Source organism: Clostridium frigoris (assembly GCF_018861865.1).
In the GTDB taxonomy this organism is placed as follows: Bacteria; Bacillota; Clostridia; order Clostridiales; family Clostridiaceae; genus Clostridium_AD; species Clostridium_AD frigoris.
Genome location: NZ_JAHLDV010000019.1, coordinates 1 through 25,963, shown reverse-complemented (window position 1 = coordinate 25,963; position 25,963 = coordinate 1). Strand labels below are relative to the sequence as shown.

21 protein-coding genes and 1 riboswitch are annotated in these 25,963 nt (G+C 28.8%); of the genes, 14 read left to right on the top strand and 7 right to left on the bottom strand.

The window, feature by feature from the left end:
- Nucleotides 1–15 precede the first annotated feature (15 nt).
- Nucleotides 16–426 (top strand): BRcat domain-containing protein, encoded by a 411-nt coding sequence (locus KPL37_RS09920; protein WP_216148819.1) that lies wholly within the window; start codon nucleotides 16–18, stop codon nucleotides 424–426.
- Nucleotides 427–482: 56 nt separating this feature from the next.
- Here the strand turns inward: KPL37_RS09920 and KPL37_RS09915 are convergent, their stop codons facing one another.
- On the bottom strand, nucleotides 483–1,133 hold the full coding sequence (locus tag KPL37_RS09915; RefSeq protein WP_216148816.1) for a cell wall hydrolase: 651 nt from the start codon (nucleotides 1,131–1,133) through the stop codon (nucleotides 483–485).
- A riboswitch (cyclic di-AMP (ydaO/yuaA leader) is annotated at nucleotides 1,131–1,259 on the bottom strand. (Overlaps the previous gene by 3 nt.)
- 331 nt (nucleotides 1,260–1,590) lie before the next feature.
- Nucleotides 1,591–2,436 carry a polysaccharide deacetylase family protein gene (locus KPL37_RS09910; protein ID WP_216148813.1) on the bottom strand — a complete coding sequence of 282 codons (846 nt, stop codon included), beginning with the start codon at nucleotides 2,434–2,436 and terminating at the stop codon, nucleotides 1,591–1,593.
- A gap of 297 nt (nucleotides 2,437–2,733) precedes the next feature.
- Between KPL37_RS09910 and KPL37_RS09905 the strand changes: the two genes are divergently transcribed.
- From KPL37_RS09905 to KPL37_RS09845, 13 genes are all read left to right on the top strand, one after another.
- Nucleotides 2,734–3,888, top strand: a complete 1,155-nt coding sequence (locus tag KPL37_RS09905) for a Wadjet anti-phage system protein JetD domain-containing protein (protein ID WP_216148808.1) — start codon at nucleotides 2,734–2,736, stop codon at nucleotides 3,886–3,888.
- Nucleotides 3,881–5,428 carry a hypothetical protein gene (locus KPL37_RS09900; RefSeq protein WP_216148805.1) on the top strand — a complete coding sequence of 516 codons (1,548 nt, stop codon included), beginning with the start codon at nucleotides 3,881–3,883 and terminating at the stop codon, nucleotides 5,426–5,428. Before KPL37_RS09905 ends, KPL37_RS09900 begins: the two co-directional genes overlap by 8 nt.
- A gap of 1 nt (nucleotide 5,429) precedes the next feature.
- A complete protein-coding gene (locus tag KPL37_RS09895; protein ID WP_246578216.1) occupies nucleotides 5,430–6,140 on the top strand; it encodes a DUF6063 family protein in 711 nt (236 codons plus the stop codon).
- Nucleotides 6,140–10,552 carry a coiled-coil domain-containing protein gene (locus KPL37_RS09890; protein WP_216148802.1) on the top strand — a complete coding sequence of 1,471 codons (4,413 nt, stop codon included), beginning with the start codon at nucleotides 6,140–6,142 and terminating at the stop codon, nucleotides 10,550–10,552. The genes KPL37_RS09895 and KPL37_RS09890 overlap by 1 nt, the downstream gene beginning before the upstream one ends.
- A 226-nt stretch (nucleotides 10,553–10,778) precedes the next feature.
- A complete protein-coding gene (locus KPL37_RS09885) occupies nucleotides 10,779–12,035 on the top strand; it encodes a DNA polymerase Y family protein (RefSeq protein ID WP_216148799.1) in 1,257 nt (418 codons plus the stop codon).
- A 16-nt stretch (nucleotides 12,036–12,051) separates the two neighbouring features.
- Complete coding sequence (locus KPL37_RS09880; protein WP_216148796.1) at nucleotides 12,052–12,315, top strand: hypothetical protein; 264 nt, start codon at nucleotides 12,052–12,054, stop codon at nucleotides 12,313–12,315.
- A gap of 304 nt (nucleotides 12,316–12,619) precedes the next feature.
- The gene (locus tag KPL37_RS09875) at nucleotides 12,620–14,299 is read left to right on the top strand and encodes a methyl-accepting chemotaxis protein (RefSeq protein ID WP_216148793.1); all 1,680 of its coding nucleotides are present in this window, start codon (nucleotides 12,620–12,622) and stop codon (nucleotides 14,297–14,299) included.
- Between the two features lie 231 nt (nucleotides 14,300–14,530).
- Nucleotides 14,531–14,998 (top strand): S-ribosylhomocysteine lyase, encoded by a 468-nt coding sequence (locus tag KPL37_RS09870; protein WP_216148790.1) that lies wholly within the window; start codon nucleotides 14,531–14,533, stop codon nucleotides 14,996–14,998.
- 170 nt (nucleotides 14,999–15,168) lie between these two features.
- Nucleotides 15,169–16,242 (top strand): putative NPN-dependent ornithine cyclodeaminase, encoded by a 1,074-nt coding sequence (locus KPL37_RS09865; protein ID WP_216148787.1) that lies wholly within the window; start codon nucleotides 15,169–15,171, stop codon nucleotides 16,240–16,242.
- A gap of 44 nt (nucleotides 16,243–16,286) precedes the next feature.
- Complete coding sequence (locus KPL37_RS09860) at nucleotides 16,287–17,372, top strand: putative NPN-dependent ornithine cyclodeaminase (RefSeq protein ID WP_216148784.1); 1,086 nt, start codon at nucleotides 16,287–16,289, stop codon at nucleotides 17,370–17,372.
- 516 nt (nucleotides 17,373–17,888) lie between these two features.
- Nucleotides 17,889–18,626, top strand: a complete 738-nt coding sequence (locus KPL37_RS09855) for an ABC transporter ATP-binding protein (protein WP_216148781.1) — start codon at nucleotides 17,889–17,891, stop codon at nucleotides 18,624–18,626.
- Nucleotides 18,610–19,794: an ABC transporter permease gene (locus KPL37_RS09850; RefSeq protein ID WP_216148778.1), complete on the top strand. Its 1,185-nt coding sequence runs from the start codon at nucleotides 18,610–18,612 to the stop codon at nucleotides 19,792–19,794. The genes KPL37_RS09855 and KPL37_RS09850 overlap by 17 nt, the downstream gene beginning before the upstream one ends.
- A gap of 287 nt (nucleotides 19,795–20,081) precedes the next feature.
- The gene (locus tag KPL37_RS09845; protein ID WP_216148776.1) at nucleotides 20,082–20,237 is read left to right on the top strand and encodes a hypothetical protein; all 156 of its coding nucleotides are present in this window, start codon (nucleotides 20,082–20,084) and stop codon (nucleotides 20,235–20,237) included.
- Nucleotides 20,238–20,402: 165 nt separating this feature from the next.
- Here the strand turns inward: KPL37_RS09845 and KPL37_RS09840 are convergent, their stop codons facing one another.
- The 5 genes from KPL37_RS09840 to KPL37_RS09820 form a co-directional block, all read right to left on the bottom strand.
- Entirely contained in the window at nucleotides 20,403–21,488 is a 1,086-nt protein-coding gene (locus KPL37_RS09840) for a GerMN domain-containing protein (protein WP_216148773.1), read from the bottom strand.
- 293 nt (nucleotides 21,489–21,781) lie between these two features.
- On the bottom strand, nucleotides 21,782–22,486 hold the full coding sequence (locus KPL37_RS09835) for a YiiX/YebB-like N1pC/P60 family cysteine hydrolase (protein WP_216148770.1): 705 nt from the start codon (nucleotides 22,484–22,486) through the stop codon (nucleotides 21,782–21,784).
- A gap of 48 nt (nucleotides 22,487–22,534) precedes the next feature.
- Complete coding sequence (locus KPL37_RS09830; RefSeq protein WP_216148767.1) at nucleotides 22,535–23,752, bottom strand: macrolide family glycosyltransferase; 1,218 nt, start codon at nucleotides 23,750–23,752, stop codon at nucleotides 22,535–22,537.
- Between the two features lie 77 nt (nucleotides 23,753–23,829).
- Nucleotides 23,830–24,738: a UTP--glucose-1-phosphate uridylyltransferase GalU gene (galU, locus tag KPL37_RS09825; RefSeq protein WP_216148764.1), complete on the bottom strand. Its 909-nt coding sequence runs from the start codon at nucleotides 24,736–24,738 to the stop codon at nucleotides 23,830–23,832.
- Between the two features lie 67 nt (nucleotides 24,739–24,805).
- Nucleotides 24,806–25,435: a TetR/AcrR family transcriptional regulator gene (locus KPL37_RS09820; RefSeq protein WP_216148761.1), complete on the bottom strand. Its 630-nt coding sequence runs from the start codon at nucleotides 25,433–25,435 to the stop codon at nucleotides 24,806–24,808.
- Nucleotides 25,436–25,963 lie beyond the last annotated feature (528 nt).

The following is a 25,963-nucleotide window of genomic DNA, read 5'->3' as shown; positions in this document are numbered from 1 at the left end:
GAAGGAGTGAGTAGAATGGGAAATTTTAAAAATAAGTTAGCACAATTTATGTATGGCAGATATGGAACAGATCAATTGTATATTGCTTTGATTGCTCTATATTTTGTTTTAATAGTTGTGAATGGTTTTATCAAATCCTCTATAATTAGCGTTTTGATGTCGGTCATTTTGATTTTGATTATTTTCAGAGCATTGTCTCGAAATATTTATAAAAGAAACATGGAAAATGAAAAATTTATGAAGTTTTTTAAACCTATTAAATCGAAAGGAGCTTTTCAAATTCGTAAAATAAAAGAAAGTAAAACACATCGTTTTCGCAAATGCCCACATTGTAAGAAGATGCTTCGTTTGAAACGAGTTAGGGGAAAACATACCGTTAAATGTCCTAATTGTAATAAGGAATTTGAAATGCGAATTCTAAATTAATTAAAAGTAAGAACCCTTTTTATATTAAATATAAAAAGGGTTCTTACTCTTTAGTCTTACATAAATATCATATTACCGATTTTTATGGAGCCTGATTTTCTAACACCATTATTAAAAAATAATGCATTTTTTATTGGATTAGTTCCATTAATTGCTGCAAGTGCAGCTTTAATATCACTCGCAGGTGCAGACCTTTTAATATTGCCATTTTGTACACAGGTAAATTGATAAGAACCGTTATACTTTTGATTAATTACAGCACTAATTGAATTTGGGAATCGGCTGCTCTTAACCCTATTTATAACTACTGCTCCAACAGCAACTTGAGCCTTATATGACTCACCTCCTGCTTCGGCAGTTATTAATCTAGCTAGTAAGTTCAAATCGCTTGCTGTATATTTCTTGGAAGTTGGCGCAACAAATTTTACACTAGATACACTTGTTTTTACAGTAGCGCTAGTTGTTACTGAAACCTTTAGAACTTGTCCAGGAAAAATAGAATCATTCCATTTGTTATTAGCTCTCCTTAGAGTAGCTAATGATTCTCCACACTTTTGCGCTATTTTAGATAAGGTATCTCCACTTTTTACAGTGTAATTTTTAGTTGTTAAGGTAGCTGCAAATATATTTTGTGATGAAATTATTGAAATACCAATTGTTAATGCTGATGCTAAGAAAATTGACTTATGGCTTTTAAATTTAATCATTATTCCTCCTAATGCCTTCCAGGTTAGTTGACGGGTTAGGATAGAGGTACCCCACTTTGTGAATTAAGTTTCACCCCAAAATTAAATCCCCGGTACTTCTTTTAGAAGATTCGGCTACTTTGATATAATAATACAGCCTATAAAAAATGTCAATTTTAGATATTTAAAGATTTAAAACAAGTTTATGTATAAAAATTAAATAATATGTCTTCTCCTACCCTACTCACAGAGGGGGATAGGAGAACTTTTGAAATCGTTATTATATACTGTTAAGATTAAACATATGGGTAATCATTCATTAGTTGTTAACATATTGAAAATAGTTAATAATTAGTGAATGATATCTAACCTTAGGTTATTATTATTTAATAGTAATTAATTGTTAAATGTGAACTTTTTGTAAAACTAAAATTAACTCATAACTTTTACATGTTTTCATGTTATTTTATTGAATATTTTAATGAAGTGTTTTAAATGAATAATTTTGAGATTTTAAATATTCAATAACTTGTGGTAAGGCTTGTACAGTTGTTGACTTCGTAGAAAAATCATGCATTAAAATAACTACATGTTCTTTTCCTTTAGTATACTTTTTAAGGTTATCTAGTAATTTATATACTGGAATGTTTTGTCCCTCTGCATCACCAGTTAGATCATTCCAATCAACATAATTGTATCCATGATTATTAAGTTCTTTTCTAAAAGGTTTTAGTTTTGCACCAAACGACCCTCCTGGAAATCTTACTAACTTAGTATTAAAATTACTGCCAAGTATTAATTTTAGTACAGTATCACATTTGTTAATATCTTTTATAAATATGTTAGTGTCAGAGTAAATATAATTATAATCATGTGAATATGAATGGTTTCCAATGGAGTGTCCATCTGAAAATTCCTTCCTTACCAAATCAGGATATTTTAATGCCATATTACCCACTATAAAAAAAGTTGCCTTTATATTATATTTATCTAAAGTATTTAAAATCACAGGAGTATTATTAACAGAAGGTCCATCATCGAAAGTAAGGTAAGCTGTTTTATGTCCATCTGATTTATAAATATGTTTATAAAAATCTGTTTTTGATGATTTTAAATCTAGTTTTAAATCTACTTTTTTGGGTGTTACTACACTTTTCTTTGAGTTCATTTCTGCATTAGCAGGAATGTTATTATTTATTTCACCATTACCGTTAATATGAAATATTAAATATGACAGAGTAATTACAACTGCTATTATTAAACCAAACCTTCTTCTTTTTACGATTATTTTTCTTCTTTTTCTTTTTTTTTCAAGTTTCGTCACAATTTATCACCAATCATTTCATTATTTGTATTTTATAGTTCTTATTTACATATTACTTCATAAAAAACTATAATACAATGTGGATGTCTTATAATGTCGTTTTTATGTCATAAACGGAAGTTAACCACGCATTAAAGTTTAACCATTATGAAATTAATGAAAGTAGTGTAATATTTACTTTAGATAAGGTAGCTTATTTTTATAAAGTATAAGTTTTAAATATTATTAATGAAAAAAGCAAACATATGCTTTATACTATAAGTAGATTATATACGATCTAAAGAAAGGAAGAACCTCATGTTTGAAGAAATATATGGGAGTATTGTAAAAAATCTTAAAGGTTATAAAAATAAAACTATTGATATAGAGAGATTACTTCTTTTTTCTGATGACAAGGATAATAAGGTAAATTATATTAGAGCAACTCACTATAATTTATTTGAAAATGTTATTGAAAAGTTATGTAGTGATGAAAAATTGAAACCACGTGGGAAAGTACATAAGGGTGATAAGATTCACTTTAAATTTGATGTTATTGATAATATTAGAAGTAATGAGAACGATAATAAAATTATACTTGAGATAAGTAAGTTAAATTTAAAAAATCTTAATTATTATTTTAGAAATCAAGAAAAATATAAAATACATAAGAAGTATTTACAAATACTAAATGACTATTATATTCAGAAGTGTAAGTCTTACCTTACATCAAATGAATTAGCTTTCAAGCTGTTTAATGATGAAAAGTTTTTTGAAAATCCTAAGATTAAGAAGAATTTAGGATTAGACATTTTGCTAAATCTAAAAATGAAATATGAAGATTTTAATTGTTATAAAACGCAAGAACCATTTTTCTACAATATGAAAGAAAGCTTTTTTCAAAAGGAGAGTAGAGAAATCTTAATTATTGAAAACAAGGATACTTATTTTACATTAAAAAATAAAAAGTATTGTGAAGTATTCGACATGATTATTTATGGCGAAGGGAAAAAGATTATAAGTTCTTTTGACCTTGCAAGGGAGTATCATATAAATTTAAGTGATAATATTAAATATTTCGGGGATATAGACAGCGAAGGTTTTCTTATATACAGGCTGTTTAAAGAGAAGTTTTCTAGTTATAATATAAAAATTTGTAGATTTTTATATTATGTGCTTTTAGATAATTTTTATATTAATGTTCTTCCAAGACTTAGAAATTTTGTGGTTGATGAGGATGTTAGCAGTAATTGTATTGATGGGGAAGATATATTAAGTGTAAAAAGCAGTGAACCTTCGAAATATTGTTTAACGCAGCCTAGAGTGTTAAGTTGCGCTATAGAAGTGGTTAATTCTGAATTTGAAAATGGGTACGCAAATAAGCTTATTGAGATATTAAGTAGTAAGAAGTATATACCCCAAGAAGCAATTGCATTAATAGATATAGATCAGGAGTGGATGGATTTTGAATAATGAATTAAATTATAAAAAATTTGATTATATGGATGAGATAATAAGTGAACATAATGAAAGAATGCAAAACCTAAAAAAGTATTATCCTTTTTTTAAGATAAGGGAGATATCGTTAGACCTGTTTAATGAAGGTAAATATAATTTTATTGATATGGGATACATAGTAGTAGCGACGTTAAGATTATTTATAGAAGAAAATAATTTTAATGATATAGGGGTTTCTTTTGAAAAGTTTTCTGATTTTATTACAGAAATTCTAAAACAAGATTATAATTTGTATTTGGATGAAAAAGAGAACAGTTTACTTGTAAATTATATTTTCGAGAAAATTATAAATGATGGAAAACCTTTTTCGTATAATTACTTTGACCCGGCTCAGAAAAAGCAGATGTCTTCTAGAATCAAATTAATTGAATCAAAAATATCTGGTAATACAATACGGTATTATATAACATCTGAGGCTATTGAGTTTTATCTTGATACAAAGGAAATAAAGGATGAGAGTAAAATAAGTATTCAACAGATACTGCTCTCTAAAATGATTGAGTCTAAGAATTTTAAAGGTGGTATTGAAGTTGTAAAACGTATTAATAATGAAGTTAGTAAATTAATTAAGCGGAAGAATGAAATTTTGAACATTTTAAGTTACAACGTTACCGAGGGAATAAAAGAGGCAGATGAACTTTTTAATAATAGTATGAAGTGGTTTGATGAGGAACAAGGTCTATTTGATAAAAATAAGAAACTAATAGAAATTGCTCTTGAAAGAATGGAGGAAAACGAAAATCATGATACTGAGGATTTTTTTAAAAACAGGGAATATATTTATAACTTAGAAACTGAGATTAAACGAGCTATTTCAAAGCATAGTGCACTTTTAAATTCTTCTACTGACCTTAAGATAAAATCGGATGAAATTATTAAAAAGGTTACATTAAATAAACTTAGAATGTCTTTTGACTTTAAAACTGTTTATCAAAGGACTCTTCTTTTAGATAATGTCGGGCTTCTAGCTTATCTTATGAATCCGCTTTTAAAGATAAAGTTTGAGAAGACTTTTAATTTAAAAAATACAGATGAACTTTTAACATATAGACCCAATAATGAGGAAGATATTGAAGAGGTTACAGAGGACGTAGAAACAGAATACATATCACTTGATGATATAGAAGATGAAAGAATAGCTTCTAATTTCATAATATTTATGAAGTTATTAATGAAATTTCTTTTGGAGAAGGATCAATTTTCCTTAAGAGAGTTTAATTTGTATTTAGCGGGTAAGTTTAGAGGAGATATCTTAAAGAATGGGGATTATTATTCCTTTATACTGCATATTGCGCAAAAAAGTTATTACGATATATCTAAGCTTGACGTGGACGAAAAAACTATCTTTGATAAAATAATAATTAATTTATTAACACCTGCAAACCGAGATGAGTTTATAGGACTTAAATTTAGAGTAATACCAATGCCTGAGGATGTAATAGAAATATCATCTTTATTTAAAATTACAAATATAAAATTTGAAAGGATGAAGTAAATTGGATAACTGGAATATGGAAAAAGCCCTTGAGCTCTTTGCAAAGCTTATTACTGGTGAGAATGTAAGTAGTAGCGAAAATACAGACTTATATGAGGAATACAATTCAAACATAGAAATGTATAATATATTTGCCAGCATGATTGGGAAGCTAAATTTGACTTTATATCAATATAAAGGTGCTTTATATATTACTGCTGGGGAAAAGAATAAAGTTTTTGGTTATACTAATGAAGAATTAAGGAAGATGTTGGGTCTTAAGGTTAATAAAGAATTATATATGTGCTATTTTATTATCTATAATATTATTACACTGTTTTATAAAGATTCATCAAGTTACACATTTCAAGAATATATAAAAAGTGAGGATGTTCTGCGCAGCGTTGATGGATCACTTTCAAGTATTATTAGTAAATTGGATGTAATAGTGAAAAATGAACTTGAGGAGAATAGTTTTAATGTTATAGCTCTTTTGTGGGATGAACTTCCTTTAACTCATAGCACTGATTTATCAGTAAATGCTAGAGCATATAAAAGTTCAAAGCTAGGGTACATAAAAATCGTATTTAATTTTCTAAAGGAACAGGGCCTTTTTATTGAGGTAGAGGAACGGTATTATGCGAGTGGTAGATTTAAGGCACTTATAGAAAACTACTTTGAAGATTTCAGGGGTAGGCTTTACGCGATAATGTCAGAAGGAGGACTTAATTAATGCCGCAAATAAACAGAGTAAGAATAAATAATGTTAAATACAATAACGGTACTCAAACATATGACGATTTTAAAATGGAACTTTCTTGTAGTAATACTTTGTATGACCTTGCAAATGGTGGGGGTAAAAGCCTACTAATGTTATTGCTTATGCAAAATCTTATACCCAACTGTCATTTGGATGACAAGCAACCTATAGAAAAACTTTTTAGGGGCAAAGATTCTAGTAATGTTATTCACTCACTAATTGAATGGCGATTAGACGATGGAGATAAATCAGGATATAAGTATATGACCACAGGTTTTTGTGCTAGAAAAGGCACAGAAACATCTGGAAATATTGAAAATAAAAAAGACACAGCATCTTTTGATTATTTTAATTATTGTATATTTTATAATACTTATAATGAAAATGATATAAATAATTTGCAACTTCAAGATAATAAAGAAAGAATAACCTATGGTGGCTTAAAAAAACAATTAAGGACTCTTCAAAGTGATAATTCTTTTGTTGTGGTTTCTGGTATATTTGAGGATAGAAAGGGAGAATATCAAAGGTTTATTAGTGAGCATGGGTTATATGAAAGTGAATGGGAAATTATTAGGGGAATAAATAAGACTGAGGGTCATGTGAGGGGTTACTTTGAGGAAAATTATAGGACATCAAGAAAGATTGTCGAGGACTTACTTATAGAAAAAATTATTCAAAAGGCTTTTATGGCTAAAACGAGTAAGGTAAACGATGAGGAAGAAATGGCAAAAACCCTTTTGGATATCAAGGATAAAATTATAGAGTTATCTAAAAAGAAAAAAGAAATTTCAAAATTTGATAGGCAGGCGGGTGTTGTTAATGACTTTATTATTAGGACTAAAACACTTGTTAATGTATATGACGAAAAGGATAAAATCGAAGAGTCTATTGTAAAAACCTATAATACTTTGGAAAACAAAAAGAAAAGTAAAGACGAAGAACTAAATTTAATAGACGAAGAAACAAATAACATTAATAAAGAAGATAAGAAAACAGAAAAAAACATCCAAACCATAGAGCTACAAATTATGAAAAATAAGTTAGATATAACTCAAGGTGAACTTGAAAATTCACAAGAGAGATTTGAAAATGTTAAGTTTAAAGTTGACAATGTACATAATGAAATTAATATTAGACAAGTTAAAAACTATTTCGTAGATTTTATAGAAAACAAAAACAAATATTTTGAAATAAAAGAGGTAATTGATAATATATTTAAGGCCAATGAAACTTTAACATCAGACTTAAATAGACTAGCCTATAATAAAAAAATTAGAGATGAGATTAAGCTTAAGCAGTTAAATATTAAGTTAACTGAGTCTTTAAGTAAAGTTAATGACTTGTCGATTAAGGTAAAGCAGTCTGCAAAATTAGAAAGAGATATTGATAATAAAATAGCTGTCTCTGAAAGTAATATAATGCAATCAAAAGATAGGCTTAACTTGTTAAAGAAAAAGGTTAAAACTCTTAGAAGTAAGCTTAACATTATGATTATAGGTGATATAGATGGTGATATTAAAAAAATTGAAAACGATAGTGTAAAAGCTCTGGAAAAGATAAAACAAAATAAGGATTCATTAGATTCTTTATCAGAACAAAATAGCAATTATAAAATTGATATTACTAAAAATGAAGAAAAAATAACTTCAATTCAAGGTAAAATAGTAGAACGTAATAGTTTTACGCAAAAGTATGACATAGATAAAATTAAGGTCAATAAATTATTAGAAGTTTATGAGGCGCAAGATGTTTTATCTTTAAGTAATAGTCTAGAAAGTAAATATAAAGAGTTACTCAAAGCAATATTTGCGCAGGAGCAGAAATTACAACAATCATTAGATTATTATACTCAGTTAGATGAAGATAAACCAATGCCTACAACTAAAGAAATATTAAAAGTAAAAGAATATATTAATAGGAACTATAATGAGGATGGAATATTGGGAATAGAATATCTTAAAGACCTCTCAATAGAGGAAAAAGAAACTCTTTTAAGTAAGATACCTTTTTTGCCTTACTGCATTATTGTAACTTATAATTTCAATAAACTTCTTAAAGATGAAAAGTTTAAGGACTGTGATTTTGGTAACTATGCTATTCCAATTGTTAGTTTAGATACTATTAAAGATGGCCTTGATTTTAAAATTGATGGCTTGATTTTTGCTGTAAAAGATAAGTCTAAATTTATAAATTTAGAAAAGATAAAAGAGGAAAAAGATAAAATAGAAAAAGAAATATCAGAAATAAGAGATAATCTAGACCTTCTTAAAAGAAATGAAGAAACTTTAAAAATAGATAATACATATATTAAAGAGTTCAAGTTTTCTTATGATAATAAAATAGAGGGGATTAAAGAAGATTATGCTAAATTAAGTATTGAAAAACTTTCATTGGAAAATGAGAGGATAATTTGTAGTAAAGCTATAGATGGACTCGAACTCAAGATAAAAAATATAAATTTACAAAACATAGATTTAGAAAATAAGCTAACTATTTTAGAGAAAGATTTAAAGAATATTAACGAATTAAAAATTGATTTAGATAATTTGGACTTGGAAGAAAATATATTTCGGAAATTTGTAGAAAGTTTAAATTCTTTTAAATTAGAACATATGGAAACTCAAAAACAAATGATAATAGAGGAAAGTAAACAAAAAAATGAACTTGAGGTAAATAGTCACTTAAAGATAGAAATAGATGAAGTAAATGATGAATGGACTAAAATGTATAAAACATATTACAAAAACCATAAATATGAAGAATTAAATATAACTGATGATGAAATAGATGCGAAATTCAGAGGAAGCAAAACAGCATTAGAAGAAAAAAATTCAGATATAAAAGACAAAGATCAACTTCTACAAAATTATCAAAACAATATGGATAAAGATAAGAGTGAAATTGATAATAGAGAATATTCTATAGAGGAGCTTTATGAACTTAAAAAGAGAAATGAGATTTTAGTAACAAAGAAGGAAGAATTAAAACGATTAAAAGAAGAACATAAAATCTTAAAAGAAAAGCAAGAATTGGTTAATAAAGAGGTTCAAAAGTATACATTAGCGAGAAGTAGTATCGGTGGAAAGATTGAATTATTAGAAGATAGTTTTTCAAAGAATTTTGGTGAATATGTAGCTATTGAAATTGAAGTGTTTAAATTTCAACAATTTGAAGAGGACAATACTCGCAAAAGAGAAAAACTTGCTTTGAAAAAAGCAGAACTTTTAACACTGCAAATTAAGATTAATAAAGTTATTGAGAAATTAAAAGCTATTATAGTTAATATTGAAGTAGTTTTAAGATCTAATAATATTTCTAAAGATAAAACAAAGGATATGCTAGAAGACATTCCTGACATAAAAAGTTATTATGAAAGTCTAGAAAAAGACTTTGATAAAGTTTGTATTAAAGAAAAAAATAGTAAGGTGAATTTTGAAAGTAATAAAGAGAAAAATATAAAAATTCTTAAAGAGATGGGAGCTTTTGATCTAGCGGAGGAATTTTTAAGAAGCATTAAGGCTCCATTATTAAATGCAGATTGCAGAGTGCTTATAGAAAATTTAGAAAATATTAAAGAACTTATATCTCTTCAAAAGGGAAAAATACAAAATGATATTAAGGATATGGAGCAAATAAAGGAGAATTTTCAAAATCAATGTCTCCAACGTTGCAGAGATGTGAAAACAGAGCTTGATAGATTACCACGTTTATCAAGATTAAATCTGAATAATGAGATAATACAAATGGTTAGTCTTCAGCTACCCTATGTTAAGGAAGAACAGCAAAAGTTCCATATATCGCAGTATATAGAAGAGATAATAAAGAATGTTGATAATATGGATGATGCCGTGGATAAAATAAAATATATTAAAAATCAAATAGCTCTTAAAAGACTTTTTTCTGTTATTGTAACCGACATGAATAAAATAGTTTTAAAACTTTACAAAAGAGAGCAGATATCAGAGCAAAGTAAAACATTAGAATATGAGCAGGCAGTTGGTAGTACAGGTCAGTCACAAGGAATATATATTCAATTTTTAATATCCATCATCAATTATATTAAAAATATAAATTCCTTTAATGCTGATAATAATAAATTGAGAAAAACTATATTTATAGATAATCCATTTGGAGCAGCCAAAGACATATATATTTGGGAACCTATATTTGAGTTTCTAAAAACAAATAATGTTCAGCTCATTGTACCGGCACGTGGCGCAACACCTGCTATTTCTGGTAGGTTTGATGTGAATTATATACTTGGTCAAAAACTTATTGGTAATAAGCAGCAGACAGTGATAATGGAGGTAAGAAGTCAGGTTGCAGTGGAGCAGGTTGAATTTAAGAAAATAGAACATGAGCAGTTAGGATTTGAATTGTAATAAAAAACAAAAACAACATAGAATTTTAAATCATAGCAGGTAAGAGAAAAAAGAGCCAAATAGGCTCTTTTTTTTATTGTATAAATGATGTAGAAATAACAAAATACAAAAATTTCTAAAAAAAGTTTATAAATTTACTTCTAAAAAGTAAGAAAGTAGTATATAATAATATTACGAACATACGTTCTATTACTTTAAAATAAAGCTTAAAGAAAGGAAGAGGTTTATGAGTAGATTAATATTGCATATAGATGCTAATAGCGCTTATTTATCATGGGAAGCTGCTTATAGACTTCAGCGAGGTGAGTTATTAGATTTAAGATTGGTTCCTTCTGTAGTAGGTGGAGATGAAGAAAGCCGGCACGGTATTGTTTTGACAAAATCAATCCCTACTAAAAAATTCGATATTCATACGGGAGAAACTTTATATAGTGCTAGGGCGAAGTGCCCTAGTATTATAATAGTGCCACCAAGATATTGGCTTTATATGAAGTGTAGTGCAGCTATGCATCAAATATTTGAACAGTATACTCCAAAAATTCAAAGGTTTAGTATAGACGAAAGTTTTCTTGATTTTTCTAACATGGAGCATTTGTATCCAGATTATATGAAGCTCGCTGAAACTATAAAAGAGAGGGTAAAGAAAGAGCTCGGATTTACCGTAAACATAGGGATATCAAATAATAAACTTTTAGCGAAAGTAGCCTCAGATTTTAAGAAACCAAATAGAATACACACTTTATTTCCTGGGGAAATTAAAAGTAAAATGTGGCCATTACCAGTTGAAGATCTATTTATGGTGGGTAGGTCAACAGCGCCTAAATTACATGGATTAAACATTAATACTATTGGAGAATTAGCAAATTATAATTTGGAAATCTTAAAGAATAAATTTAAGAGCCATGGCCTGGTTATTTGGAATTATGCTAATGGCAATGAATTTTCTGAGGTTAGAAGGAGTAATTACATTGAAATGAAGGGTATAGGCAATTCTACTACCACTCCCTTTGATGTTTATGATAAAGAAACAGCTCATATAGTATTGTTATCATTATGTGAAACAGTATCTATGCGTTTAAGAGATTCTAAAAATTGTTGTACTGTGGTAAGTATAAGTGTTAGAGGAAGTGATATGATATTTTATTCTCGTCAGAAAAAGTTGACGGTAGCAACTGATTCCACTCGTAAAATACATGAAATATCCTGTTATTTATTTGATAATGTTTGGAAAGGCAATCCAATAAGGCATTTGGGAGTACATATAACAGACTTTTGTGGTAATGATTTTTATCAGTGTTCTTTACTTGATACCTTTAATTATGAGAAAGATAGTAGACTTAATAAAGCGATTGATGAAATTAGACTAAAATATGGTTCTAAAGCTATTAGTAGATCTTGTTTTCTTCATTCAGGGTTAAATAGTATGTGTGGTGGAATGGCAGAGGGGGAGGAAGAATACCCATTAATGAGCGCTATGCTTTAAAAGGAGATTAAAATAAATGAAGGTTTTAGCATTACCTATAGAAATGGTTTCTTATACAGACAACAAAGGAAACATAAAACCTGTAAGGTTTAGAATGCAAATAGATGATGAGCCTATGCAAGTTATAAAAATAGATAAAGTTATAGTAAAAGATACACAGAGATTTGCAGGTAACATTATGACAGTTTATAAATGCCAAAGCTTAATTGACAATTCTATAAAGTTATTTGAAATTAAATATGAACTTTCTACTTGTAAATGGATATTGTATAAAATTTAAAGTCAAAAATCATGCAATTAAATGGTTATTCATTTATGTCATCACAAGTAAACCCATATCATTAGATGTGGGTTTATCATATTTAAACATTTACTATTATTTATAACATAAAATAAATTTTGCATAAATGATTGTAAAATAAGTATTTTTGTATAAATTTAAATTTATTTAAAGAAAAAAGTAAAATGACCGATAATAATTTATATGAATTGTATAGTGTGTATCTGTTTTCATAAGAGGGTTATATATTCTCGTTTGAAATATGGGTAGTGACTATAACTATAAAAAGAAAGGTAGTGTTAAAATGAATTTTTTTGAAAATTTAAGTGTAAAGAAAAAACTTGTATCAGTATTTTCAGTAATTTGTATTTTCATAATTTTAATAGGAGTGGAAGGTATATTAAGTTCAGCAAAAATAAATGAAGGGTCTAAGGATATATATAGTAATTATTTAACATCTATTAAAGACTTAGAAGAAATTAAAGCAATTTCAAATGATGGTACAGCTAATATGCTTAGAATTGTTTTTGAAAGAGATAGAACAAAACTAGAAAAACAAATAAAAGTTACAGCTGATTTAAGTAATGAAATCGATAAATTGGAAAAGGAATATGATAGTCTACTGACTACATCAAAAGAAGAGGATAAAATTTATGGCGAGTTTAAGAATGATTCAGTAAAATATAGGGATGCAAGAACTACGGTTATTGAACTTGTGAAAGCTAATAATTATAAGGAAGCAGTTAAAATGAATAATTCAGAAATGGTTTTGCTAAAAGCTTCAATGCTTGAAAAATTAGAAGAATGTATTATTATAAATAAGGAATCAGCAAAGCAGGCAAATTCAAATAATATAGCTCAATTTAATAGTGTTAGAAACATAATTATAGTATATACTACTATAGCATTTTTGATTATAATTTTTATGGCATACATATTAAGTAAAAATATAATGAATCCATTAAACAAAATAAAAAATTTAGCAGGTCGATTATCGCATTATGATTTTTCAGATGAAATTATAATTACAAGGAAAGATGAATTTGGACAAACAGGCGTTGCATTAAACGTTGCACAGGGAAATATTAAAGAATTAATAAAAGAAATAATTAGTAATTCTTCTGATATGAGTGCATCTTCTGAAGAACTTTCAGCAACTGTTGAAGAAATAACAACAAAAATAGAAATTATAGACCGTTCAACAGTTGAAATAAATAAAGCTGTTCAAGAAGCTAGTGCTACATCAGAAGAAATAACTGCATCCGTCGAAGAGGTCAATTCAAGTATGGAAGAATTATCTTCAAAGGCTATGGAGGGTAGTGGTAATGCAGCAAAAATTAAAGATAAAGCTAAGTACGTTAGGGTAGAGGCTAATAAGGCATTGGAAGAAAGTAAGAGTATTTATGAAGAAAAGGAAAAAAGGATATTAAAAGCTATAGAAGATGGTAAAGTTGTAGATGAGATCAAAATTATGGCGGATGGAATCGCAGCTATTGAAGCAGCAAGAGCAGGAGAACATGGAAAAGGATTTGCAGTAGTTGCAGATGAAGTAAGAAAGCTTGCAGAGCAATCCTCAGAAACTGTTAAAACAATTCAAAGTACCATAGTTAAAGTTCAAAATGCATTTAAAAATTTATCTGGAAATAGTAATGATTTACTTGAATTTATTATAGAAAATATTACACCAGTTTTAGAACAATATGCAGAGGCGGGAAAACAATATGGTGAAGATGGTGAATTTATAAGTTCGATGTCAGAAGAAATTGCATCTATGTCTGAAGAGGTGGAAGCTACAGTAAATGAAGTTAGCACGGCAACTCAAACTCTTGCACAAGGTTCTCAACTTTCTGCAGAACATACAGGAGATATTCAAATTAGTATTGAAGAAACTTCAATAGCTATGTCACAAGTGGCACAAACATCGCAACTGCAAGCAGAGCTTGCACAAAAGCTTAATGAATTGGTACAGAAATTTAAGATTTAAGAAAAAGCATACAATATAATTAAAAAAATAAGCTCTGCATCAGTTGATGTGGAGCTTATTTTTGTTTGTATTTAACAAGGTTATAGTTAATAACATCAATAAAGTCTTATTTGATAAGTTAAAATCATATAAGGTAAATATTTAATAGTTGATATGTTATAATGAGGTATAGCATATTGAAGAGAGATAGATGACTTTGAGTTGTGTAATAAAGATTAGGAGGAGATAATAATGGAAGTAATATCAAGTTTTCAAGTTAATCATATTAAGTTATTAAGAGGTTTTTATGAATCAAGGATAGATGGAGATATCATTACTTATGACCTTAGAATGAAAGAACCTAATAGAGAACAAGTTATGTCAACAGGTGCTTGTCATACTATTGAGCACATAGGTGCTACATATCTAAGAAATAAAGACATAGCTAAGGATGTCATCTACTTTGGACCTATGGGTTGTAGAACAGGTTTCTATATGATCATGAGAAATATAGATAAGACAAAGGGCATTGCGGTAGTAAAAGATATGATGAAGTTTATATTAGCATTTGAAGGAGAGATACCAGGTGCACAACCTGATCAGTGTGGTAATTATTCAGATATGGATCTAATAGGAGCAAAGAGTGATGTACAAGAATATCTTGATACTCTTCTTAATGCAACTTCTTTAAATGTAACTTACCCAGAATTGAAATCTTAAGGATTTAATAGAATATCCAAATAAAAAAGGATACACAAAACATATTGTGTATCTTTCTTATTTTATACATCACAATATACCTTAGTATTAATTGCACATCAACATATTATATTTTATAATGTAATATGTACATTATTTTAAATGCATTACAATAAAGGGGGAACGATTTTATGAGTTTTCAATTGCCAAAGTTCGCACCACCAGATTTCTCTCAGAGTTTTTTTATGAGCGCGCCAGATGTTAAAGTAGAGGAAGTTAAGAAAGATGGAGTTGCGCCTATTGGTTTTTTAATAACTTCTATATTTCCTGAATATTTTAAAATTAAAGGACAATGGGTGATTCCAACTCAAACATCTATAGAATGTTCTGCAGTTATTCGCAGTAACAACACCGTAGAAATTGTGGAATTTAGAAACCTTAAAACTCACGATAAAGTTGTTTTAGGAAAATGTATGGATGGAAGTGAGGGTGTATATAAGTATACTAGTGGATTTGATAATTTACCAAGCATTGGAACAGGGAGATCTGTTGAATCTTCATTTTCAAGGGATTATAAAGAATTATATGAATTATTAGAATATGAAAAACAAAATAATGGATATATAGTTTGGGTTCTAGGGCCAGCTGTGGTTTTTGATTATGATACTAGAGCTGCTTTATCCGTACTATCTGAAAATGGGTATGTTGATTCTCTTATGGCTGGGAATGCTATGGCAACCCATGATCTAGAGGGAGGGTTACTAGGTACTGCTCTTGGTCAAAATATATATACTCAAGAATCTGTTCCGATGGGTCATTATAACCATTTAGATTTAATAAATGAGGCTAGGCGCGCAGGTTCTATAGAAGCATTAATTGATGAAGGAAATATAAAAGATGGATTTATGAAAACATGTATAAAGAAGGAAGTACCGATAGTTCTTGTTGGCTCCATAAGGGATGACGGACCACTTCCACCGGTTTATCATGATGTATCTTGTGGACTTGATGCTATGAAAGAAGAAACCGATAAAGCAACAGTAATAATTTGTCTTGCTACTGTTCTTCACTCAGTTGCAACTGCAAATTTGACTTCATCTTATAAAGTTTGCGATGGAAAAGTAAGACCAATATATTTTTACTGCGTAGACATTTCTGAATATGCAGTTAATCAAGTAGCAGTCGCTAGAGAATACATAGGTATTAAAACAATAGTTACTAATGTTCAAGATTTTGTAGTTAAAGTCCAAAAAAATTTATGTTAATATTGTACTAAAACACATTATCATATACGAGGAGGAGATTTTAAATGACTTTTGAGCTACCAAAATTTACACCACCAGATTTCGAACATGAATTTTTTATTAATGCTCCGGACTGTAAAAGTAAAAAGGTAATTAAAGAAGGGGTTGCTCATATTGGTTATCATGCATTATCAATATATCCTGAGTATTTTAAAATAAAAGGTAATTGGATACTCGCTAGTGGAAGTCGTATGGATAGCGTTGCGATTATCACGCCAAACGGTGGCATAGATGTTGTGGAATTTAGAAATTTAAAAATAGGTGATAATGTTGTCATAGGAAGATCTGAGGATGGAAGTGAAGGCATATACATGTATACTAAGGGTTTTGTTACCCAGAATGGAGATGCTGATACTTTTGCATTTAGAACTGGGAGATCAAGAGAAACAGCCTTCTCTAAAGATTACGATGAATTATATAAAATTATGCAATATGAAAAGGACCACATGGGAAAAATAGTTTGGGTTTTAGGACCATCAATTGCATTAGATCATGAATCGAGAGCTGCATTTACATCAATTATCGAAAATGGGTATGCTCAAGCTGTTTTATCTGGAAATAACTTTGCTACCTATGATTTAGAAAAAGCAATGTTTGAAACAGTTTCAGGTCAAGAAACTTTTGAGTCACGCGAAACCGCTGATTATAATTATATTGCAACTATAAATGAGGCTAGAAAAATAGGATCACTCAAAGGATTGATAAATTCAGGTTTGGTTAAAGATGGTATATTAAAAGCTTGCCAGGAAAATGATGTTCCTGTGGTACTTGCCAGTAGCATAAGAGATAGATATACATTGCCAGACGTTTATGATAATGTGTATGAATCTCAAGATGCTATGAGAAAACATACTAGAAATGCAACTATGCTCATATGTTTATCATCAGTACTTCACACGATAGCTGCAGGAAATATGACTCCATCATACACTGTAAAAGATGGGGTTGTTAGACCAGTATATATATATTCTATTGATATACAAGAGTTCTCTGTTAACAAATTATCTGATAGGGGAACATTAGAAGTTAAAACATTGGTTACAAATGTCCAAGACTTTATAACAAACGTAGCAGAAGGATTAATAAAATAATATTTACCATGATGATTGATTAATAGGTATTATAGTATATAGTTTTATATAAAAAGGAAACTTTTGCAAGTTTCCTTTTTTCATTATTTATTAATCAACTCCTTTTTAGCTGAATTCAGTTTTTAAATATTATTACATGAATTTATTTATTCAATAATTTATTCCCTTAATAGAATTTTATCAATTTCTTCAAAACTGCTACAGCCTTGAGCTATGATTGTTCTTTTATTCCCTTTTTCAAGAATAACTGTTGGAAAACTGTCTACCCCCAATAACACCATCCACACATTGTATCCATAACGTAATATATTTTATTTTTCATGTCTTATACCTCCTAAAATTTCCAATTATATCATTATAGTTACATAAAGAAGAAATGTCAATAGTTTTTTATTCCTATTCTTCCGTTTATGTCATAAAGGAGACATTTAAGAATATTTGGCTTGTATTGTATCTTTTTATGGGTTAAAGTTTAGATAAAGCAGGTTAAGTGACATATAATGAGGGGGAATTAAATTGTTAGAGGTGAAAAATCTTACTAAAAAGTTTAAAGATTTTACAACAGTAGATGGAGTTTCGTTTGTTGTTAATAAGGGAGAAATACTAGGGTTAATTGGAGAAAATGGAGCTGGAAAAACAACTATAATGAGAATGCTTGCAACTATGCTTAAGGTAACAGAAGGGGAAGGAAAGATTTCAGGACATGATTTAGTGAAGGAGCCTGAGAGCATTAGAGGAGAAATTGGGATTTTATTTGGTGGAGAGGTTGGCCTATATGACAGGCTTACAGCAAGAGAAAATATAATGTATTTTGCCCAATTGAATGGTATGAGGGTTTGCGATGCAAAAAAAAGCATAGAAGAGCTTGTACGAGAACTTGAAATGAGTGAATTTATAGATAGAAGGGTAGGTAAATTCTCAAGAGGTATGAAACAAAAGGTAGCAATTGCAAGAAGTATTGTCCATAAGCCTTCAGTTATGTTATTTGATGAACCAAGTACTGGCCTTGATGTCTCTGCAACAAGGCTTATTCAAGATTTTATATTTAAGTGTAAGTCAGAAGGTAAGGCTATAGTTTTTTCAAGTCACAGTATGGTAGAGGTTGAAAAGCTTTGTGACAGAGTTGTAATAATCCATAAGGGAAAAGTTGTGCAGCAGGGAACAATAACTTCATTAAAGGCTAAATATAATAATGAAGATATGGAAGATATTTTTGTGAAACTTATAGGGGGTAGCCATGAACAAATTAGTTAGTGTAATATTACTAAAGGAACTTAAAGATATGCTTCGTGATAAAAAGACAATAATAGTAAGTTTGCTTATTCCTCTTTTGTTAATGCCAGTACTTAGTTTTATTATGGGAAAAACTATGAATAGTGCTCAGGATGATGTTAATCAAAATACGAAAATTGTAATGTCAGACACGGGCAGTAGTAACCTTGGTAAAATATTAAAAAAAGATAAGTCTATAAAATTTATAAGTGGCACTGATGGACAAGAAGCAGTAAAGGATGGAAAGGCACTACTCTTTGTTGAAATACCAAAGGATTTTGACACTTTTATTTCAAAGGGTAACAATTCTGGTATAAAGATTTTTTATGATAATACAAGTCAAAAATCATCGATTGCACTAAGTAAGGTAACTGTTATAATAGATGAATTAAGTAAAGAAATAGTGGGAACTAGATTAACAAAAAGGAATATTGATATAAAGATATTAACACCAATAACAGTTGCTAAAACAAGTTTTCAAAAGGAAGAAAATGCAGAAGGCCTAATAATACTCGGAATGCTTATTCCTATATTCGTGCTACTTTATAGTGCAACAGGAACTATTGCAGCAGCCACAGACTTAGGGGCGGGTGAGAAGGAACGTGGAACACTTGAACCGCTTTTAACTACCAAAGCTGGAAGGCATTACATATTAACAGGAAAACTCTATGCAATAACAATAATGGGCTTTATAGTATCAGTATGTTCGATGATTGGTCTTATAGTTTCAATGAAAATTCCTGGTGGGATGTTTGGAAATGGAAGTTCGGCAATTAGTTTAGGATATAAAGCAATTGCTCTTATTGGATTAATAACAATAATAACAACAATGTTTTTCGGTGCACTTGAACTAGCTGTAAGTATATATGCTCGTTCTTTCAAGGAAGCTCAAACTTATTTGACACCATTTTCAATTGTTCCTATATTTGCTGCTTATGGTACTATGTATATGGACGCAAAAAATATACCTTTTCTTTATTTTAACATACCACTACTTAGTGTAAGCTCAGTGGTTAAGGAACTTACAAGTGGAATTTACAATTATGGTCATATAGGAATAACGATAGCATGGTCTATAGTTTATACAATAGCAGCTATTATTCTAGCAAGACATATGTTTAATAAGGAAAGTGTAATATTTAGATCTTAATAATTTAAACTATTATATTTTATAAGATAAAAATCAAGTAACAAGAAGGAATCAAGAAATATGATAAGCTCCTGTAATTAGGAGCTTATCATATTTTTCTTTTTTTTATCAGTTTTATTTGAATAAAGTAACTAAGGATCTCTGCTATTAAAGCTAAGATATTTCCAAATGCAACTATAGATATATAACCTATAATACTGGTTAAATCGTTCCAACCTGGGGAAGTATTGACCAGTACTACATAAAACATATAAAGGATACCCACTATGGTACAAAGTGTGTAAACTATGAAGAAAATCCGTTTGCCGAAAAAAGCACCTATACATGGGAATAAACCCGAGCCCATGGATATTACAAGTAAACCCAATATAGGTCTAACTAATAGTTCACTGCCAAGCATAACTCTAGTTGTAAGTAAACCCAAAAATATTATTATTGTATAAAAAATAAAAACCCAAAACCACTGTATTGATCCCTTTTGCGGTAAAATGACTACCCCTCCTTTAAGTTTAAAGAGTTAACACGCCACACTTATTTTTATTTTAGCATAATTTATTAGAAGCTAGGTACTATACTTTATAGTATAACATTTAAAACTGCATAATTTATCATTGCGTAAGTACTATTGTGTTTTTGTAATTTACAATAAAAGCTTCACCTTTTTTCATTAAAATATGACCAGAACTATAAGGCTTACCCTCCACTGTTATATAAACTTTTTTCACCATATAATAATCACCCAACGTATTAGTAATGCATTGAAGTATTTGACTTTCGTAAGTACTGCCAGCATTCATTTCCTGTGTGAATTCTTTTGAAAAGTCCAGGTATACCATATTATCTTTATTTAAATAAAGACTCCTTATTCTTGTGTTAGCACTAATTAATTTTCCTAAATTCTTCTTTGGAACTTCTCTTAAATAGTTCTCAAATATTTTTTTTGTTATATCATTTGTATAAAAAGAAAGCTTTTTATCTGTAACATAATTCATACCGTCATTTCCATTTGGATAGTAAAATTTAACAGTTTGAACAAGAGGTGAATTTTTCTCTATTTTACCTAATGAAGAACTTACTTTACCATTATTTGAGTACAATGTCTTAACTAATCCTATATTAGCTGCATAATAATCTTTTTCTGTGACTTCTTTTCTAACAGTTGTGACCTCTATACATTCATAATTAGCTAATGGAGTTTTTATAGTGGCTTTAACGTTTGTTATACTTCGGTTGCTACCATCTTTCAATGTCCAAGAAGTACCTTTAGTAAGTGGTTGCTTTAGTAAAATTTCGGGGTTATTATTAATTTGAGAAGTAAAATTTTCTCTATAATAAATCTCATTTTGAGAAGAGATAAGTCTTAACTCTCCATCTTTATTTTCGAGTACTTTTATTGCCTCTGTACTACCATTGTTAACTATAATTTGTTCTCGGTTTCCTATTAAATAGTCCACATAGACAGAATAAGTAGAATATTCATTACTATAACCAGTGTAGATATATTTTATGTTTTTTTCAAAAGGATAGTAATCACTTATCTTAGCTGTATAGGAAGTTGCCTTTGAACTCTCAGATTTAGGTGTTGTATTACTTGTATTATCTGAAATTGTACTTTTGCTGATTGGGCCTTTGTCACAACCAGCTAGTAAAACAAATATAACAATAACTAATAAAATGCGAATATACTTTCTCATATAAGCTTATACCCCCGGTTTTTTTATATAAATTTGAAATTATAGTAATATTATTACCATTACTATCAGTTATTATAATACCTCATTTGCTAAATAATGAAATATAAATTAATAAACTGTTGCTATGGTTACTTATGGAAATATGTATTCCTATTAAGGTAAGAATACATAAAAATAATAATATAAGTATAAAAAAGATGATAATAACTTAATTATAGGTTATTATCATCTTTTTCTGATTTTGATTAATTTTGTTTTAATAAAGTATGAAGAAAATCCTTTTACCTAAAAAATTATTCACCCTGTTTATAGACAATTGTAGCTTTATCACTTATAAGATCATATGGAAAAACAGCTCGTCCACCATTTCTGTCTAAGTCTATGCCGTTGTTAAAGTAACATCTCCATACAAATTGTGAACAATAAAATCTATCAGTTGTAGTTTTATTAAAGAAATCAAAGTTAAAGTGTTTGTTAAGTTGAGTATGTCCATATTCAATGGCACCCTTAATAGTTTCTTCATTAGTCTTTGGACGTAGAACGAGAATCTTTTTATATCTAGTTCTCCAGTCATTTTCACGGTTTTCAACATTGTTTTGGTAGACTTCAAGAACCTTTTGGGGATCTGAATCGACCACAGCAGCGTGGGTTGAAATTGAGCCCATCATAATTGCATTTATATCAGTATTTTTATCATCAGTTATTGAAATTAATATATCACCAGGTTTCCCAACAGCTTTTCCTTTAGAATTATATAAGTCCATATCCTTTTCTACTTTTAAATCATTCCAAGTTAAATCTATTTTTACTTGGAATCTTAAAGTAGCTTCTATTTCTTTTCTAATTTCATAAGCTGTGTTTAAAGGTCCTGTAATATCAGTAGTATAACCATAGTTAACAGAATTGATTGTTAAAGGAGCAGCATCTACCTTTAAATAATTTATATTTGCAAATATTAACACAACACTAAGTAAAGATATAAATAATTTTTTTTTCATAAAAAAACCCCCTAAAAATAAGTGCATTTAATATATACACTTTATTTTTTATTTTTCGTTGTCATAAGCTACTTCTTCATATAAAGAAGTTAAATTAAGTATTTCATCAACAGCCTTTTTATAACCGCCTGCTTCTCTGAGCGATTTTCCAATCTTTTTACTGTTTATTTTAAAATCATTGTTTGAAAGAATATTAATTACTGACTGCTTCAATATCTCTTGTGTAACTTTATCTTTTTCAATAACAATACCTGCACCAAGCTCAGCTACTCTATTAGCTACAGCAGGCTGATCAACGAATTGAGGAATAAGAATTAATGGAACATCATAATATAAACCTTCATTTGTACTGTTCATTCCACCATGAGTGATAAACACGTCTGCATGTTTTAAAATCTTAAGTTGAGATACATAATTACGAACAATGAAATTTGATGGGATGGATTTAAATGCTTTAATATCTATATTTTTACCTACAGACATAACAATCTTTACATCCATATTATCAAAAGCTTTAAAGCAATTTTCATAAAACTCAATAGAACCATTAAATATAGTACCTAAAGATATATAAATAACTTTCTTCTTTTCATTATTTTCTAAAGTAAAACTCACATCTTCCTTTCTAGCTGCTATTGAAGGGCCAACGAACTTATAGCTTTCATCAAAGCTTTCACCACAAAGTTGAAAATATTTAGAAGTATATACAATATTAATCATGCCTTTTGCAGAAACTGCAGTAACTATACTAGGACAAGTTATACCATATTCTTGTTTAAGATTTTTCACAAAATTCATATATTCAAAAGAATTGAGAAGCTTTTGTATATTAGGTCCAAATTTTTTGATTTGTTCTGATAAACAATTTGTTCTTTTGTTTGCAGCGAAAGTTGTAATAGAACAAATTGCAGGTATTTTAAATACTCTTCCTACTTCATTACCTAACATAAATGCTGAGTCATAAACAATGTAGTCAAATGTTTCATTTAAATTAAATAGAGTCTCAACTATATTTTTAAATGTACCAATAACTTTTAATAATGGATCATTATTTTCTGAATTTAAGTTTCCATTAAATAAATTTTGTACATCAAATGAATTCTTATAACCTATAAATTTAGCTCCTGTCTTTTCTATTTTATTTCTAAACTCTTCACCGGCAATATAAGTAACTTGATCTCCTCTGACTATTAATTCTTTAACTAGACCTATAGTAGGGTTAACGTGTCCCTGACCGCACATATTTACAAATAATGCTTTTTTCATTTTTATCAGTCCTTTTGCTTTTGTTTTATATTAGTACATTAAATTAAATGTATAATATTTATAAATTATAAATGTTTTTATTTGCCAATAGCTATTTCTTTATATAGGTCACTAAAGTTATCATTATCTTTTAAAGTTTGAAGATATTTCATAAATGGGACTTTTAAGGCATCTCTTTTTAAAGCAAACTCTACTGTCGCCTCAAGAAAACCTAATTTATCTCCAACGTCATATCTACGTCCTTCAAATACGTATGCATACATATCTTGTTGTTTAATTAATGTTTTTAGAGCATCAGTTAATTGAATTTCGTTGCCAATGCCAGGTAGCGTTTGATCTAATATATCAAATATATCTGGAGTTATTATGTATCTGCCAAGTATAGCTATATTTGATGGCGCATTGTCCACTTTAGGCTTTTCAACTAGGTTATTTACCTTGTATACTTTATCACTAATTTGAACTCCATCAACAATGCCATATTTATCAACATTTTCGGGGGCTACCTTTTGAACCCCTAGGATTGTAGTATTCTTTTTTTCATAACAATCCATAAGTTGTTTTAAACAGGGGGTTTTAGCATCAACTATATCATCACCGAGCATTACAGCAAAAGGTTCATTATCTACAAAAGTTCTTGCACAATTTATAGCATGCCCAAGTCCTTTTGGTTCTTTTTGTCTTATAAAATATATATTTACCATGTTTGATATACTTCTAACCTGTTTAAGAAGAGCATTTTTATGTTTATTTTCAAGTTCTAGCTCAAGTTCTACTGATTTATCAAAGTGATCTTCAATAGACTTTTTATTTCTTCCTGTAATAATTAATATTTTTTCTATGCCAGAAGCAACAGCTTCCTCTACAATATATTGAATTGTGGGCTTATCAACTATAGGCAACATTTCTTTAGGTAGTGCCTTTGTTGCGGGTAAAAATCTTGTTCCAAGTCCTGCTGCTGGTATAATAACTTTTTTAACTTTCATATAATATATCTCCTAACACTAATTCAAATAGTTTTTACGATGTGTTAATGATAGTTTCTAATTACAACTAATGAAGTTTATCAGAACCAATATCATTAATTTCTTGCCTTTTTACTCCATTAAATAACACTTCCAAAAATACATTCATCCTATTCCCCCCATCGGCAGGTAGATTTTCAATATACAAATCGAACAGCATACTTCTTGCAATGCCTAAAATAGTACTGGAAATTTGTTTAACTTCATCTTCGGTATACTGCTTAAATTCTTTATTTAAAATCCCATATTTAATTATTTCCTTAATTAATTCGTGTTCTTCAGTGTCGTAGCTAGTCCTTATTTTAGTTTTAAGCTCAATGTCCTCTTTTAGTTCGTATCGTACAATATCATATAGGTTAGCATATTTTTTTATTTCAGAACTATATTCAAGTAAATATTTTCTAAGTTTGTCTTCTGCTTTTTTTTCTTTATTTATAACTTCCTTAGAGTTTTTAACTATACATTTAGCAAGTCTTTCCATTACAATAAGAAAAATTTCTTGTTTATTAGTATAATAATAGTAGACAGTGCTTTTTCCTTTGCCAACTGATTTAGCTATATCTTCCATTGATGTTTTTTTCAAACCCCACTTCTGGAAAAGTACGGATGCTGATTCAATTATTGTTTCTCTTATTATTTGCTCTTTGGTATTTTTCATCTTGTATTAGTCAACCTTTCTTTATTTTGGTCGTTTAGACTAAAAACGTTTTATAGTACATATTATAGAACCACCGTAAATGTTTGTCAATAAAACCTATATAAGTTTATAAAGATACTTTTTTAATTAAAGTTTTCTTTTAATCGACAAAATCAACTCTTCACAATTATTGTAAGAGAAGTTATACTTAAGGGGGGAAATCTAAATATAACTCTAGTTAAAAAAACATACATTTTAGGTAAGATGCATAATCAAAGACAAACTAGGTATATTATTATATATATGTTATAATAAGAATATAAATCTGAATATTTTGAAAGCTTTAGAAAAAATTCAACGGAATGCTTACGCACTCTTATCCATTGAAAAATAAATTTAAGACTTTTAATAGTGTATAAGGTAACTATTCACATGATGGATAGTGTTAACTAACCTATGAAAAAACTAGATTGAAAATTTTAAGATTTAAATTGTACTTTGAAAAGTGAAAATATATCTAAAAGGAATGAAACATTAGTTTTGTTATCA